This window comes from Hymenobacter armeniacus (genome assembly GCF_014699055.1).
Taxonomy (GTDB): Bacteria; Bacteroidota; Bacteroidia; order Cytophagales; family Hymenobacteraceae; genus Hymenobacter; species Hymenobacter armeniacus.
In genome coordinates, this window is sequence record NZ_JACXAC010000001.1 from 19,866 (window position 1) to 34,114 (window position 14,249).

13 protein-coding genes are annotated in these 14,249 nt (G+C 64.4%); 10 read left to right on the forward strand and 3 right to left on the reverse strand.

Annotated elements, in window-relative coordinates; genetic code table 11:
- The first annotated feature begins 304 nt into the window (after positions 1-304).
- The 5 genes from IC234_RS00090 (at position 305) to IC234_RS00110 (ending at position 5,711) form a co-directional block, all read left to right on the forward strand.
- Complete coding sequence (locus IC234_RS00090; RefSeq protein WP_190921805.1) at positions 305-1,279, forward strand: arginase; 975 nt, start codon at positions 305-307, stop codon at positions 1,277-1,279.
- Positions 1,280-1,414: 135 nt separating this feature from the next.
- Positions 1,415-3,208 carry an arginine--tRNA ligase gene (gene argS, locus IC234_RS00095; RefSeq protein WP_190921806.1) on the forward strand — a complete coding sequence of 598 codons (1,794 nt, stop codon included), beginning with the start codon at positions 1,415-1,417 and terminating at the stop codon, positions 3,206-3,208.
- Positions 3,209-3,340: 132 nt separating this feature from the next.
- On the forward strand, positions 3,341-3,922 hold the full coding sequence (locus IC234_RS00100) for an LOG family protein (RefSeq protein WP_190921807.1): 582 nt from the start codon (positions 3,341-3,343) through the stop codon (positions 3,920-3,922).
- Between the two features lie 130 nt (positions 3,923-4,052).
- Positions 4,053-4,640, forward strand: a complete 588-nt coding sequence (locus IC234_RS00105; protein ID WP_190921808.1) for a glutathione peroxidase — start codon at positions 4,053-4,055, stop codon at positions 4,638-4,640.
- A gap of 174 nt (positions 4,641-4,814) precedes the next feature.
- A complete protein-coding gene (locus IC234_RS00110) occupies positions 4,815-5,711 on the forward strand; it encodes a 1,4-dihydroxy-2-naphthoate polyprenyltransferase (protein ID WP_190921809.1) in 897 nt (298 codons plus the stop codon).
- A gap of 79 nt (positions 5,712-5,790) precedes the next feature.
- Here IC234_RS00110 and IC234_RS00115 read toward each other — a convergent pair whose 3' ends face one another.
- The gene (locus IC234_RS00115) at positions 5,791-7,134 is read right to left on the reverse strand and encodes a carboxylesterase family protein (RefSeq protein ID WP_190921810.1); all 1,344 of its coding nucleotides are present in this window, start codon (positions 7,132-7,134) and stop codon (positions 5,791-5,793) included.
- 110 nt (positions 7,135-7,244) lie between these two features.
- The gene (locus tag IC234_RS00120) at positions 7,245-8,948 is read right to left on the reverse strand and encodes a DEAD/DEAH box helicase (RefSeq protein ID WP_394354863.1); all 1,704 of its coding nucleotides are present in this window, start codon (positions 8,946-8,948) and stop codon (positions 7,245-7,247) included.
- A gap of 161 nt (positions 8,949-9,109) precedes the next feature.
- Between IC234_RS00120 and IC234_RS00125 the strand changes: the two genes are divergently transcribed.
- The 5 genes from IC234_RS00125 (at position 9,110) to IC234_RS00145 (ending at position 13,151) form a co-directional block, all read left to right on the forward strand.
- Complete coding sequence (locus tag IC234_RS00125) at positions 9,110-9,850, forward strand: class I SAM-dependent methyltransferase (protein ID WP_317173301.1); 741 nt, start codon at positions 9,110-9,112, stop codon at positions 9,848-9,850.
- A 42-nt stretch (positions 9,851-9,892) separates the two neighbouring features.
- Positions 9,893-10,225, forward strand: a complete 333-nt coding sequence (locus IC234_RS00130; RefSeq protein WP_190921812.1) for a hypothetical protein — start codon at positions 9,893-9,895, stop codon at positions 10,223-10,225.
- Positions 10,222-10,911 (forward strand): ATP-binding cassette domain-containing protein, encoded by a 690-nt coding sequence (locus IC234_RS00135; protein WP_190921813.1) that lies wholly within the window; start codon positions 10,222-10,224, stop codon positions 10,909-10,911. The genes IC234_RS00130 and IC234_RS00135 overlap by 4 nt, the downstream gene beginning before the upstream one ends.
- Positions 10,912-10,965: 54 nt before the next feature.
- Complete coding sequence (locus tag IC234_RS00140; RefSeq protein ID WP_223827406.1) at positions 10,966-12,120, forward strand: CaiB/BaiF CoA transferase family protein; 1,155 nt, start codon at positions 10,966-10,968, stop codon at positions 12,118-12,120.
- Between the two features lie 122 nt (positions 12,121-12,242).
- Positions 12,243-13,151, forward strand: coding sequence for a hypothetical protein (locus IC234_RS00145; protein ID WP_223827407.1), 909 nt, complete (start codon positions 12,243-12,245; stop codon positions 13,149-13,151).
- 43 nt (positions 13,152-13,194) lie between these two features.
- Here IC234_RS00145 and trpS read toward each other — a convergent pair whose 3' ends face one another.
- Positions 13,195-14,169 carry a tryptophan--tRNA ligase gene (trpS, locus tag IC234_RS00150; RefSeq protein WP_190921814.1) on the reverse strand — a complete coding sequence of 325 codons (975 nt, stop codon included), beginning with the start codon at positions 14,167-14,169 and terminating at the stop codon, positions 13,195-13,197.
- Between the last annotated feature and the right edge of the window lie 80 nt (positions 14,170-14,249).

Here is a 14,249-nt window from a genome sequence, read left to right on the forward strand (position 1 = left end):
AAACGGCGAAAAAGCCCGACCTTTGCGGCGGGCCGTACAAAAGTACCGCCGGGTCGGGATAACGGCCGGGAACCGCTTGATGTTCTCCCGCTATCCCGCCTCGCATCGTGACGATGGAATATTAGCGACTTGGCTACGGCAGATGCTTCTGCCGCAAGGCAGCGCTCGAAGTGTTTCTAGTTGTCAGTTGCTGGTTGCCAGTTGTCAGGTCGTTCATCGATTCTAACAACTGACAACCAGCAACTGACAATTAAAATCCTTGGAACGATGCCGCCATCCTGCTATCCCAAATTCCCACCCTCCGATGAAACGCATCAAACTTCTGGAAGTCCGCTCCGAGCTCGGGGCCGGCACCCGCGGCTCCGGCATGGGCATCGACGCCCTGCGCGTGGCCTGCCTCAACAAAGGCTCCGACTATTTCCGCCGGTTCAACTCCGTGGTGGTGCCCGATTTGAACCACGTGCTGTTCGATAAAACGCCGTTCCCCTTCGCCAAGCACATCGACGCCATCTACACCGTGCAGAAGGGCATTGCCGCCGCCGTGGAGCAGACCCTGCGCTTCGGCGAGTTCCCGCTGGTGCTGGCCGGCGACCACAGCTCGGCCAACGCCACCATTGCCGGCATCAAGGCCGCCTACCCCACCAAAACGCTGGGCGTCATCTGGATTGACGCCCACGCCGACATTCACTCGCCCTACACCACGCCCAGCGGCAACGTGCACGGCATGCCCCTGGCCGCCTCGCTCGGCGTCGACAACCTCAAACACCAGCGCAACATCCCCGACGCCGAAACCATCTTCTTCTGGCGCCGCCTGCAAAACCTAGGCGAGCCCGGCCCCAAACTCAAGCCCGAACACCTGGTGTACGTGGTGGTGCGCGACACCGAAGAGGAGGAAGACGCCCTCATCGAGGAACTGGGCATTAAATGGATAAAGCTGCCCGAAATCAAGGCCAAAGGCTCGCGCCGCCTCACCCGCGAGATTTACGAGCACCTGCGTTTCTGCGACCTGGTCTACATTTCCTTCGACGTCGACAGCCTCGATTCGAGCTTCAGCATCGGCACGGGCACGCCCGTGGAAGACGGCCTCTACCTCTCCGAAGCCGAAAACCTCTGCCAGGACCTGCTGGAAAACGACCGGGTGGTGTGCTTCGAAATGGTCGAAATCAACCCCACGCTGGACAACGGCAACACGATGGCCAAGAATGCCTTCAACATCCTGGAAAAGGCGACGGATGCCATTGAGAAGCGGCTGCGGCTGGAAGAGGTGGTGAGCCGGTAGCGGCGCCAGCGCAAGCTTCGGTTTGGTATTCAACCGTTGGGACAAAGCAGCGCGGTAAGAAGCCGAACCGTGCTTCCTCTTTTTTTGGAGAAGAGGACAGGGGGTGGGGTTCTCGTGAGAACGTACCTTTGCCCCGTGCAACAGTTAGAATCCTCCCTCAAAACCGCCCTGCAAAACGCCGCCCAGGCCGTTTTTGGCGTTGAAGTTCCCACCGCCAGCCTCACGCTCCAGCCCACGCGCAAGGAGTTTGCCGGCAGCTTCACCCTCGTCACGTTCCCGCTCACCAAGGCTTTGGGCAAAGGCCCCGAGCAAATCGGCCAGGCCCTGGGCGAGTGGCTGAAAACCCACGAGCCCCGCGTGCGCGGCTACAACGTGGTGAAAGGCTTCCTGAACCTCGAAATTGCCGATGCTGAGTGGCTGAGCCAGTTTGCGCAGCTGCGTGCCCAGCCCGCCACCGCGCCCGTGGCCACCGACGGCCCGCGCAACGTGGTGGTTGAATACTCCTCGCCCAATACCAACAAGCCCCTGCACCTGGGCCACCTGCGCAACAACTTCCTGGGCTACTCCGTGGCCGAGATTCTGAAAGCCACCGGCGCCACCGTCACCAAAGCCAACCTGGTGAACGACCGCGGCATCCACATCTGCAAGTCGATGATTGCCTACCAGCACTTCGGCCACGGCGAAACCCCCGAGCAGGCCGGCATGAAGGGCGACCACCTCGCCGGCAAGTACTACGTGCTGTTTGAGAAGCACTACCGCGAGGAAATCAAGCAGCTCGAAGCCGAAGGCGTGGCCACCGACATTGCCAAAAAACAGGCCCCCCTCATGGCCGAAGCCCAGCAGATGCTGCAAGCCTGGGAAGCCGGCGAGCCGGATGTAAAAGCCCTCTGGAGCCAGATGAACGGCTGGGTGTACGAGGGCTTCGACGAAACCTACAAAACCATTGGCGTCGATTTCGACCAGTACTACTACGAGTCCGAAACTTACCTGCTGGGCAAAGAGCGGGTGGAAGAGGGCCTGACCAAAGGCGTGTTCTTCAAGAAAGAAAACGGCTCGGTGTGGGTCGATTTGCAGGCCGAGGGCCTCGACGAAAAGCTCCTGCTCCGCGCCGACGGCACCAGCGTCTACATCACCCAGGACCTGGGCACGGCCGAGCTCAAGTACCAGGATTTCGGCTACGACAGCAGCATCTACGTCATCGCCGACGAGCAGAACTACCACATGCAGGTGCTGCAAGCCACGCTCAAAAAGCTGGGCAAGCCCTACGCCGACGCCATCCACCACCTTAGCTACGGCATGGTGGATTTGCCCTCGGGCAAGATGAAATCGCGCGAAGGCACCGTGGTGGACGCCGACGAGCTGGTGCGCGACGTGGTGGCCGCCGCCAAAGCCGCCACCCTCGAAAAAGGCAAAACCGAAGGCCTCAGCGATGAAGAGCTCGAAGAACTCTACCACATGCTGGGCCTGGGCGCGCTGAAATATTACCTTTTGAAAGTGGACCCCAAGAAGCGCATGCTCTTCAACCCCGAAGAGTCGGTAAGTCTCGAAGGCCACACTGGCCCATTCATTCAGTATTCACACGCCCGCATCGCCGCCATTCGCCGCAAAGCCACCGAGCTGGGCATTGACGAATCGGCCGATTGGAGCGGCATTGCCGGATTGGAAGCCACTGAGCAGGAGCTGATTCAGGAACTGGCCCGCTACGCTTCCGTGGTCGCCGAAGCTGCCCGCAACCTCTCGCCTGCCGTCATTGCCCAATACGCCTACGACCTGGCCAAGGCCTACAACCGCTTCTACGCCGAAGTGTCGATTTTCCAGGAAGCCGACGCGGCCAAGCGCAGCCTGCGGGTGGCGCTGTCGGCGCGGGTAGGGGAGCAGATTAAGGCCGCGATGGGCCTGCTTGGCATTCAGGTGCCCGAGCGCATGTAATTGCCAGAACGATGTAGAGACGCGACACTTCGCGTCTCCCTGCTGAACGATGACAGCAGAACCACCTGCCAGAGGCGCCGACGGGGAGACGCGAAGTGTCGCGTCTCTACAATCGTTCAATTTGACTAAACTATGAAAAGTATTGCCGTGTACTGTGGTTCCAGCGCCGGAACCAACCCGAATTACATCACCCAGGCGCAGGCCCTGGCCAAAGCCATGGTGGCCCGCGGCCTCACGCTGGTGTACGGCGGCGGCCGCGTGGGCCTGATGGGCACCATCGCCGATGCCGTGCTGGCGGAAGGCGGCCAGGTCATCGGCGTCATCCCCGATTTTCTGGATGCCAAGGAGCTGGCCCACAAGGGCTGCACGGAATTGCACGTCGTAAAGTCCATGCACGAGCGCAAGCTCATGATGGCCGACCGCGCCGATGGCTTCATTGCCATGCCCGGCGGCTACGGCACCCTCGAAGAGCTGTTTGAGGTCCTGACCTGGGGCCAACTCGGCCTGCACCAAAAGCCGGTGGCCCTGCTCAACGTGGCCGGCTACTACGACCTGCTGCTGCAATCCCTCGACCGCATGCGCGACGACCAGCTCCTGCGCGCCGAAAACCGCGCCCAACTCCTGCAGTCGGCCGACCCGGAAGCGCTGCTGGCCCAGATGGCGGCCTACCAACCGGTGCAGTTGGAGAAATGGCTGACGCCGCCCACCACCTAAGGCCGGCGCCATTCGCTTGCTCGCCACCTGGCGGCACCCCTGCGCAAACCCCCGACCCGCGCTACCAGCCAAAACCCTATTGACCTTCGGCTGGTTACGCAGGCAAATGCTAATTCCGTACCTTCAACCCATGAAAAATTCCCTTATTCTCACCCTGGCCGTGGCCGCCTCGGCCCTGGCCTTTACCGTCGCTAAGCCGACCAACCCCGCTGCCATGACACCCGCCAACGAAACCGCCAAACCGGCCCCTTCCGTGTACGATTTCACGGTGAAGTCCATCGACGGCAAGGACGTGAAACTGAGCCAGTATAAGGGCAAGAAACTCCTCATTGTGAATACGGCTTCCAAGTGCGGCTTCACCCCGCAGTACAAGGAGTTGGAGGAGCTGTCGAAGAAGTACGCGGGCAAAGTGGTGGTGCTGGGTTTCCCCTCCAACAGCTTCAACCAGGAGCTGGCCTCGAACGCCGAAGTGGCCTCGTTCTGCGAGAAAAATTACGGCGTGACGTTTCCGCTCTTCGAAACCGTGGCGGTGAAAGGCGACCAGGCAGCTCCGTTGTACAAGTACCTGTCGGACAAGACCAAGAACGGCGCGGTTTCCGACGCCCCGAACTGGAACTTCTGCAAGTACCTGGTGAATGAAAAAGGCCAGGTGGTGAAGTTTTACGGTTCGAAAGTGACGCCCCTGAGCCCCGAGTTGCTGGCCGACATTGCCAAGTAGTTTTTGCTTTATCATGACTTGAAAGAACGTCATGCAGAGCGCAGCGCAGCATCTCGCGTGCCGCACTAATGAATAATCGTTGACCGATTCGATTAGTGTTGCAACGAAGCGAGCAAGATGCTTCGCTACGCTCTGCGTGACGTTCTTTTGCATTCTAAAATTACCCCTTTGCCCATGTCGCCCTGGATTTCCGCCTTCCGCCCCCGCACACTGCCGCTGGCCCTGGCCAGCATCCTCACGGGCGGTTTCCTGGCCAAAGCCAATGGCCACTTCGACGGCCTGGTGGTGGGCTTGGCGGCCCTCACCACCATCCTGCTCCAAATCCTCAGCAACCTGGCCAACGACTACGGCGACTCGCAAAACGGCGCCGACAGTGTGCACCGCCAGGGCCCGCAGCGTGCCGTGCAAAGCGGGGCCATCACCCCCGCGCAAATGAAGCGCGGCATGTGGATTTGCGGACTGCTGGCGCTGGGCAGCGGGCTGGCGCTGCTGTGGGTGGCGCTGGGCGCGGCCGGGCTGGGGTTGTTCTTGGGATTTCTGGCGCTGGGGCTGGCAGCCATCTGGGCGGCGGTGAACTACACGGCGGGCGCAAACCCCTACGGCTACGCGGGGTTCGGCGATATTTCGGTGTTTCTGTTCTTCGGCATCGTGGGCGTGTGCGGCACCTACTTCCTGCAGGCCCGTAGCCTGCCGCTGCAAGTGCTGCTGCCCGCTGCCGCGCTGGGCTGCTTCGCCACGGCTGTGCTGAACGTGAACAACATCCGCGACATCAACTCCGACGTACTGGCCGGCAAAATCACCATTCCGGTGCGGCTGGGCGCGGTGCATGCCCGGCGCTACCACTGGCTGCTGCTGCTGCTGGGCCTCGGGTGCGCCACGGTGTTTGTGGCGCTCACCTACCATTCGCCCTGGCAGTGGCTGTATGCGCTGGCCGTGCCGCTGTTTGCCTTCAACGCCATTCAGGTGTGGCAGCGGCAGGAATCGATGCAGATAGACCCGCTGCTGAAGCAAATGGCCCTGAGCACGCTGGTGTTCACGGTGCTGTTTGGCGTGGGGCAGGTGCTGGGGTAGGCACGCCGGAACCACTGAGAAGTGCTTCGCGGCAGGCATTATCGCGGCGGCTATTCCGCAAGCAACTGCTTTCGTGGAATTACTCGGCTTTGCTTACCTGACGTAGCGACAGCACGCCGGGAACCTCCACCGGCGCCGGCAAGCTGCCCGTGCGCGCAAAGCCGGCCCACAACTGCCGCACCTGCCGGGCCGCCTCGTTGAATTCTGCCCACTTGGTTTGCCCCAGCAGGGGCGTGGCGGCCCAACTGGCCTCGGTGCCCAGCAACAGCGGCAAATCGATGGTATGAGCCGCGCCAAACGGGCTGCCCGTTGGCTGAAAATGCACCAAGAAATGATAGGCCCGCCCGCCCGCCTGCGCGTGCCGCCGGGCAAAAGCAATGGCCGGATGCAAGTAAATGGCGTTGGAACTGAGCGTGGTGAGGAGCCGCACCACCGGCGCTCCGAGCAGCGGCAGCCGCAGCAGCCGGTTGAGCGACGGCTCAATGACGGCAAAAAAGCGGGTTTCCTCAGCTGTGGCGCCGATGAGGACGTCGAACTGCGGGGCCACCGCCGCCCAGGTTTCCTCCACAGCCGTTTCGGGTGGCAGGGGCGGGGCGCCGTATTGCGGGCCGAAAGGCATTCCGCTCTTCAGCCCAAACCGGCGCACGCTTTTCGTCACGGAGCTTTCGCGGGCCAGCACTTCCCCGACAGGGCCAAGCGCCGACAGCGGGCCCGCCGCGGCCACCATGGCCCGGCTCATGGCGCGGCGGTGGCGCGTGATGCCCAGCGGGGCACTGTGCAGCACCACCCTTCGGAACAAGCTGCTCGCCTCGGCCGTCAGCATGAGTTGCGCAATGGCATCGGCGCCGGAGGAGTGGCCCAGCAGCGTTACCAAGGCGGGGTTACCGTGCAGCCCGGCAATGTTGCGCTGCACCCACCGCAGGGCCTCCAGCAGGTCTAGTAGTCCCAGGTTGGGCGGCGTGCCGCCTTCGCTGCCCAGGAAGCCCAGCAGGCCCAGCCGGTACGTTACGGCCACAAATACCACGCGCTGCTCGGTCACCAGCGCGGTGGGGTCGTAAATGGACAAGTCGCCGGCTCCCGTCACGTAAGAGCCGCCGTGTACCCACACCAACACGGGTAGTTGCTCGGCCGGGTCAGCATCGGCCGGCAGCGTCACGGACAGCCGCAGGCAGTCTTCGCTGAAGGTTAATTCCTGGTACAAATCACCCAGCACTTCATCCAGCCGGGCATCGGCCACCTGCGGGCACGCCGGCGCGGGGGCCGTGGCCACAATGGGCGACGCCGCCACCGGCTCCGGCTCCGGATACTGAAACCGTTTGGCGCGGGCGTACCGGATGCCGGTAGCGCGCACCACCCGCCCGTCGCGCCGGGCCACAATGGTGCCGGCCGCGGTCTGGAATTGAGGAAAATCCGAAGGATACATACGGAGTGGTTGACGGAGCTGCACACAAAAGCGCCCCGGTACGCCACCCGCCCGGCCCGCAGAAGGGCGCTGGGCGGCGACGTGCCGGGGCGGCTCAATACGCCTTCCGGTTACTCGGCGGCGGGGCTGGCAGCCATGGGAGCGGTATCACCGCCTTCGGGCTTGGGCCCGCGCTTGCGGTTGCGGCCACCGCGGCTGCGGCGGCGCTCGCCTTCGGCACGGGGCGGCCGGGCCTCGCCTTCGGGCCGGGGCTCGCGGGGCGGACGGGCTTCGCCTTCGGCACGAGGTGCGCGGGGCTCGCGGGGCGGACGGGCCTCGCCTTCCGGGCGAGGGGCGCGCTCGGGGCGGGGGCCCCGGTCGCGGCGCTCTTCACCTTCGGGGCGGGGCGGGCGCTGATAGGGCACGGCCGGGGCCTGGCCGGCATCCAATGCCGCGAGGGCATTTTTGGCGGCGGCCAGACGCTCCAGGTGCTTGGGGTCTTTGGGGTCGGGCGCGTCGCGGCGGGGCTTGCCGCCGTCGCGGCCACCATCCCGGCCGCCACCTTCGCGGCGCGGGCCCCGGTCACCTTCGGCGCGGGGGCCACGGTCGCGGCCGCCGCCACCGCCGTGGCCGCCGCGGGCCGGGCGGCCGCCAATTTTGCCTCCCAGGCCGGCAAAGCGCTTGGGGTCAAACTCGGGCGCTTCGCCCAGGCCCAACTGCTCGGTGATTTTCTGTTTCTCGATGTCGCGCTCGATGAGCTTTTCAATCTTCACCACCCGGTCCTGGTCCTGGTCCGAGATGAAGGTGATGGCCGTGCCTTTGGTGGCCGCGCGGGCGGTACGACCAATCCGGTGCACGTAGTCCTCGGCCGCGCGGGGGATGTCGTAGTTCACCACGTGGCTCAGCGAGTCGATGTCGATGCCGCGGCTGAGCACGTCGGTGGCCACCAGAATGGGGAACTGCTTGTTTTTGAAGGCCCGCATGATTTCCTCGCGCTCTTCCTGGGTGCGGTCGGAGCTGATGCCGCGGGCTTCCACGCCCAGCTTGTTCACCGCTTTCACGATGCCGCCCACGGCCGCTTTCTGGCTGGTGAAGAGCACCATGCTCTGCACGTCCTGGGTTTTGATGAGGTGCTCGAGCAGGTAAATTTTCTGGCGGTCGTAGGCCATGTAAAACTGCTGGTCGATGCCGGCGGCGGGCTTCGACACGGCCAGCCGGATTTCGTCAGGATTTTTGAGAATCTGCTGCGAGAAGTCGCGGATTTTGCTGGGCATGGTGGCCGAAAACAGCAGCGTCTGGCGGTCCTTGGGCAGCTGGCGCACAATGTTCAGGATGTCGTCCGAAAAGCCCATGTCCATCATCTTGTCGGCCTCGTCCAGCACCAGGTACTTAATCTGGTCGAACTTCACATAGCCCATTTGCAGGTGGGCAATGAGGCGGCCGGGCGTGGCAATGATGATGTCGGCCCCCGAAGTAAGAGCGCGCTTCTGCTGCTCCCAGTTCTCCGATTTGCCACCGCCGTAGATGGCTATCGAGCTGGCTTCCACGTAGTAGCCGAAGCCCATCACCTGCTCGTCAATCTGGGTGGCCAGCTCGCGGGTGGGCACCAGAATGAGCGTGGTGGTGTGGCCGTGCTTGGCGTGCGAAATCTTGTCGAGCAGCGGCAGCAGGTAGGCGGCGGTTTTGCCGGTGCCGGTTTGGGCGCAGGCAATCAGGTCTTTGCCCTCGATGATTTTGGGGATGGCCTGCTCCTGAATGGGGGTGGCCTGCTGGTAGTTCATGGCGTCGACGCCGGCCAGCAGGTCGTCGTGCAGCTTGAATTCGTGAAACGTCAAGGTTCAGCTAATAAGAGTTGTAAAAGGCTGACCGTGATGCCGTGGCCAGCAAACCGCTTGATTTGAGGTAAAGATACGGCGGAGCCTGTCTCTGCGCACTGCGCAGCCCGGCTGCGCGCGGCATCACTTTCTTTACGAATTCCAACGCCCGCCCCATGCCCATGCTCGACCGTTTTTCCGCCCAGGCCGCCGACTACGCCCGGTACCGCATCGACTACCCCGCCGAACTCTACGACTGGCTGCTGCCCCAGGTAGAAAGCCGCGAGCGGGCCTGGGACTGCGCCACCGGCAACGGCCAGGTGGCCGTGGTGCTGGCCGAGAGCTTCGTGCGCGTGGATGCGACCGACCTCAGCTCAACGCAGCTCGCCCAGGCCACGCCCCGGGCCAATGTGCACTACCAGCCGGCCCAGGCCGAGCACACGCCCTTCCCGCCGCAGCGCTTCGACCTCATCACGGTGGCGCAGGCGGTGCATTGGTTCGACCACGCCGCCTACCACGCCGAAGTGCGCCGCGTGGCCCGCCCCGGCGCCTTGCTGGCCGAATGGGGCTACAACTTCTGCCGCACCGACAGCGCCGCCCTGAACGCGGCGCTCGACCGCTTCCACGACGAAACCTCGGCGCCGTACTGGGACGCCAACCGCCGGCACATCACCGAAGAATACGCCCGCATTCCCTTTCCGTTTGCCCATGCGCAGCACGCGCGCTTTGCCGAAAAGCGCCGGTGGACGGTGGCCGACATGCTGGGGTACCTGGGCACGTGGTCGGCGGCGGCCAACTACGCCCGGCAGCACCACGGCGCCGACCTGACGGCCTTGGTGGCCGACGAGCTGCGGCAGCTGTGGGGGCCGGGGGCGCGGGAAATCACCTTCCCGGTATTTGCGCGGACCGGGCGGGTAGAATAATTGGCGCATTGCCGCGTTAGCCCGCCCAACCAACTGCTTTTAATGACCAACCTGGCTACTCAACTGCAGGCCATAGGCCTGTTTTACCGCAGCGTGGCGCCGTTTATGCTGGGCATTTCGGGGCTGATGCTGCTGGCCGTGCTGCTGCCGGCCCTGCGCGAAGGCTGGGGCGAGGGCCTGCTGCCCGCGCTCATGCTCACCAAGCTGGCCACGGCGCCGGTGGTATGGTACCTGTCGGAGCAGTTGCGGCCGGGGCAATACTGGTTTTATTTCAACCTGAACGTGTCGCGGCGGCGGTTGTGGGGCGGCGTGGTGGCCCTCGATGCGGTGCTGTTTCTGGGCGGTGCCTTACTCCTGCGCGCGGTGCTGGCATGAGTAAATTCCATGTAAACCAGTCTGGTGTGCAGGTGCTGGAGGCCGATGGCATTCGCATCGTGTTCGGGCAGCGGCAGGTGCTGGCCAGCATCTACCTGCAGGTGCAAACCGGCCAGATTGTGGGCCTGCTGGGCCGCAACGGCAGCGGCAAGTCGGTGCTGCTGCAAACCATTTTCGGGGCCCGGGCCGTAGCCGATGCCTCCGTGCGGGTGAACGGCCGGCGCGTGGTGCCCGCCTTCCGCGAGCCGGGCCTGCTCAACTACCTGCCGCAGGAGGCGCTGGTGCCGCCGTCGCTCTCGCTGGCCAAGGCGGCCCGGCTACTGGGCGTGGACGTTGACCAGGCCACTGCCCGGTTTCCGGAGCTGCGTTCGCAGCTTGGCAAGCGGGTGGGAGAGCTGTCGGGCGGGTCGGCGCGTTTGGTGCAGGCGCTGCTGCTGTTGCACCAGCCCACGGCTTTTTCGCTGTTCGATGAGCCGTTTTCGGGCGTGATGCCGGTGCACGTCGAAACCCTGGCCGAAGAAATGCAGCGCCTGAAATCACGCAAAGGCCTGCTCATCACCGACCACCGCTACGCCGAGGTGCTGCCCCTCTGCGACGTGGTGTACCTGCTGCACCAGGGCCGCCTACTGAAGCTGGAAGGCGACGTGCGCGGGCAGCTGCGCGACCACGGCTACCTCGCTGCCTGACCTAACTTGCGGGCGCGGCGGCGCAGGGCTTGCCTTTTTTCAGCCTCAATGCATATGTCTCAGTTGCCTCCCTTTGCCCATCTGCGCGTGCTGGAGCTGGCTTCGGTGCTGGCGGGCCCGCAGGTGGGGCAGTTTTTTGCCGAGCTGGGGGCCGAGGTCCTCAAAATAGAAAGCCCCGTCGGCGACGTCACGCGCACCTGGAAAACCAGCGCCGAAACCGCGGCACCGGCCACCACGGAGGCCTCCGTTTCGGCGTATTTCGCGGCGTCGAACTGGGGCAAACAGTCGCTGGTGCTCGACCTGACCACCGCCGCCGGGCAGGCCGCCCTGCACGCGCTGGCCGAGGGGGCCGACGTGGTGCTGGCCAGCTACAAGCCGGGCGACGCCGAAAAGCTGCGGGCCGACTACGCCACGTTATCGGCCCGCAACCCGCGCCTGATTTACGGCCACCTCACCGGCTACGGCCCCCACAATCAGCGTACCGGCTACGACGCCGTGCTACAAGCTGAGGCCGGCTTCATGCACCTCAACGCCGCCGGCGCCGGCCAGCCGCCCCAAAAAATGCCCGTGGCCATGGTCGACCTGCTGGCCGCGCACCAACTCAAGGAAGGGCTGCTGGTGGCCTTGTGGCAGCGCGAGCGCACCGGTCGGGGCGCGTTGGTGCAGGTCGACCTGCTGAGCAGCGCGCTGGCGTCCTTGGCTAATCAGGCGGCCACGTACTTGGTCACCGGCCACGACCCGCAGCCGCTGGGCTCGGGCCACCCCAGCATTGTGCCCTACGGCACCGTGTACCGCGCCGCCAACGGCCGCCAGCTGGTGCTGGCCGCGGGTTCCGACGGCCAGTTTCGGCAGCTGTGCGCGGCGCTGGAACAGCCCGCCTGGGCGGAAGACGCCCGCTTTCAAACCAACGCGGCCCGGGTGCAGCACCGCGCCGAGTTGGAAGCGCTGCTCACCCAGCGCATCGGGGCCGTAGACGGCGACGTGCTGCTGGCCGAGCTGGAGCGCCGCGGCGTGCCGGCCGGCGCCGTGCGCTCGGTGGGAGAGGCCCTGGCGCATCCGTCGGCCGCGGCCATGCTGCTGCCCGCGTCCGGGAATGGCCCGGCCGGCCTGCGCACGGTGGCCTTCCGGGGTTCGGGGTGGTCGGCCGTGGCTGCCCTCGGCCCGCCGCCCGCGCTGGCCGCGCCGCCGCCGGCCGAGCCGGGCTTGTAACTATGGCCCGGCTTAGTTGCGTACCCCTGCAGGACGCCCTAAGCACGGCGCACCGCTGCTGGCGGCGTCCGAGCGTTGTTTTATTTCTCGCGCCGCCGTTTTCCGGGCGTAATTCTTTTCACATGGCCAAGTCAACCACCCAACGGGGCACCGAGCCCGAACTGTTCGCCCCCGCCGAAACCGCCGCCACGCCGGCGCCCGAGCAGCCGGCCCCGGCCAAAAAGAAAGCCAAAACCGCCAAAGCCGCCAAGCTCGCTGCCACCGCCGCGCGCGTGCCGTCCGAAGCCGGGCACAGCGGCGCCACGGCCACCAACAACCAGCCCACCGCCGAAGCCGGCTCGCCCACCGAGGCGCCCGCCGACCGCCTCGACCAGATTTTTGAGGGCCTCAAGCAGAAGTCGGTGGCCAAGCAGGCCATCTACCGCAACACCCAGGCGGCTTTCGACTGCCTGCGGCTGGTGTCGCAGGAGTTGGTGGTGGAACTCAGCCGCAAGCTCACGCCCCTCGATTCGAGCGTGGTCATTGAGTACCGCTCCATCAACGACATGGAATTCCACATCAAGTTTTCGGGCGATTTGCTGGTGTTCGTGATGCACTCCAACGTCGTGACCTTTCCCGACGACTACGGGCCCATGCCCAGCGCCTACGTCAACGCCGACTTCCGGCGGCGCTTCTTCGGCCACATCATGGCCTATAACTTCATGGCCGACAGCATCAAGTACCAGCGCATGAATGACCCGGGCTACTTGGTGGGCCGCCTGCTGGTCAACATCGAAAACCACTACTACCTCGAAGGCGTGCAGCAGCTGGAGCTGCCCGACAACGACATGTCGGACAACATCATCAGGCCCGACGCCATGCGCCTCTTCGTGGAAAGCGCCATGATTGCGGCCGTCAACAACGACCTCATTGCCCCGCTGCTGCCCGAAATCCAGAAAATCAGCGTCAAGCAGAAAGTCGAAAACCAGCAGGTGAGCCGCGGCAGCAAGGTGGGCTTCAGCTTCTCGCACCAGCAGGTGCACGAGGGGTAAACCCACCGGTCATTGCGAGCGCAACGAAGCAATGACCGGTGCGCTACTTCCCGTAGCCCACTTTCTGCCGCACTTTGGCCAGCACGCCGGCGCCGTATTCCTGGGCGCGTTTCGCGCCGATGGCCAGCGCCGCATCCAGCTCCGGCAGGTTGTTCATGTAGAAGTCGAACCGCTCGCGCTCCACCGCAAAACGGCGCAAAATCAACTCGTACAGCTCCTTTTTGGCGTGGCCATAGCCGTAGCCGCCGGCTAGGTAGTTCTGGCGCATCGTCTCAACCTCGGCCGGCGAGGCCAGCAGCGAGTAGAGCTTGAACGTCACGTCCGTGTCCGGATTTTTGGGCGCTTCGAGCGGGGTGCTGTCCGAAATGATGCTTTTCACGGCTTTCAGCAGCTCTTTTTCGGGCGCAAAAATGTCGAGGATGTTGCCGTAGCTCTTGCTCATCTTGGCGCCGTCGGTGCCGGGAATGGTCATGAGCTGCTCGTCGACGCGGGCCTGGGGCAGCACCAGCGTTTCGCCGTAGCGGTTGTTGAAGGCGCTGGCAATGTCGCGGGCAATTTCCAGGTGCTGAATCTGGTCTTTGCCCACGGGCACCACCTCGGCGTCGTAGAGCAGGATGTCGGCCGCCATCAGCACCGGGTAGGTAAACAGGCCGGCGTTCACGTCCGAGAGCTTGTCGCTTTTGTCCTTGAAACTATGCGCGTTGGCTAGCATGGGGTAGGGCGTAAAGCAGCTCAGGTACCAGGTTAGCTCGGTTACCTGCGGCACGTCGGACTGCCGGTAGAAGAGGTTTTTCTCGGTGTCGAAGCCGCAGGCCAGCCACGCGGCGGCCACGGCGTAGGTGTTGGCGCGCAGCAGCTCGGGGTCGCGCACGGTGGTGAGCGAATGCAGGTCGGCGATGAAATAGAGCGAGTCGTTGACCGGGTTTTTCGACAGCTCGATGGCGGGCAGGATGGCGCCCAGCAGGTTGCCCAGGTGGGGGCGGCCCGTGCTTTGGATGCCGGTAAGGATGCGGGACATTGCGTAGTAGCGAGTAACCAATAGCGGCTAGCCATTGGTTGATGAATGAGCGAGATAAGCGCGCAGGCGCGCAGCCGACC

Bases quoted from the DNA above. Each gene is read 5' to 3' on its own strand.
- IC234_RS00100 (WP_190921807.1), top strand. From the start codon at position 3,341: ATGAAAAGTATTGCCGTGTACTGTGGTTCCAGCGCCGGAACCAACCCG.
- trpS (WP_190921814.1), bottom strand. From the start codon at position 14,169: ATGTCCCGCATCCTTACCGGCATCCAAAGCACGGGCCGCCCCCACCTG.
- IC234_RS00140 (WP_223827406.1), top strand. From the start codon at position 10,966: ATGTCTCAGTTGCCTCCCTTTGCCCATCTGCGCGTGCTGGAGCTGGCT.
- IC234_RS00125 (WP_317173301.1), top strand. From the start codon at position 9,110: ATGCTCGACCGTTTTTCCGCCCAGGCCGCCGACTACGCCCGGTACCGC.
- IC234_RS00110 (WP_190921809.1), top strand. From the start codon at position 4,815: ATGTCGCCCTGGATTTCCGCCTTCCGCCCCCGCACACTGCCGCTGGCC.
- IC234_RS00145 (WP_223827407.1), top strand. From the start codon at position 12,243: ATGGCCAAGTCAACCACCCAACGGGGCACCGAGCCCGAACTGTTCGCC.
- IC234_RS00105 (WP_190921808.1), top strand. From the start codon at position 4,053: ATGAAAAATTCCCTTATTCTCACCCTGGCCGTGGCCGCCTCGGCCCTG.
- IC234_RS00090 (WP_190921805.1), top strand. From the start codon at position 305: ATGAAACGCATCAAACTTCTGGAAGTCCGCTCCGAGCTCGGGGCCGGC.
- IC234_RS00115 (WP_190921810.1), bottom strand. From the start codon at position 7,134: ATGTATCCTTCGGATTTTCCTCAATTCCAGACCGCGGCCGGCACCATT.
- IC234_RS00135 (WP_190921813.1), top strand. From the start codon at position 10,222: ATGAGTAAATTCCATGTAAACCAGTCTGGTGTGCAGGTGCTGGAGGCC.
- IC234_RS00130 (WP_190921812.1), top strand. From the start codon at position 9,893: ATGACCAACCTGGCTACTCAACTGCAGGCCATAGGCCTGTTTTACCGC.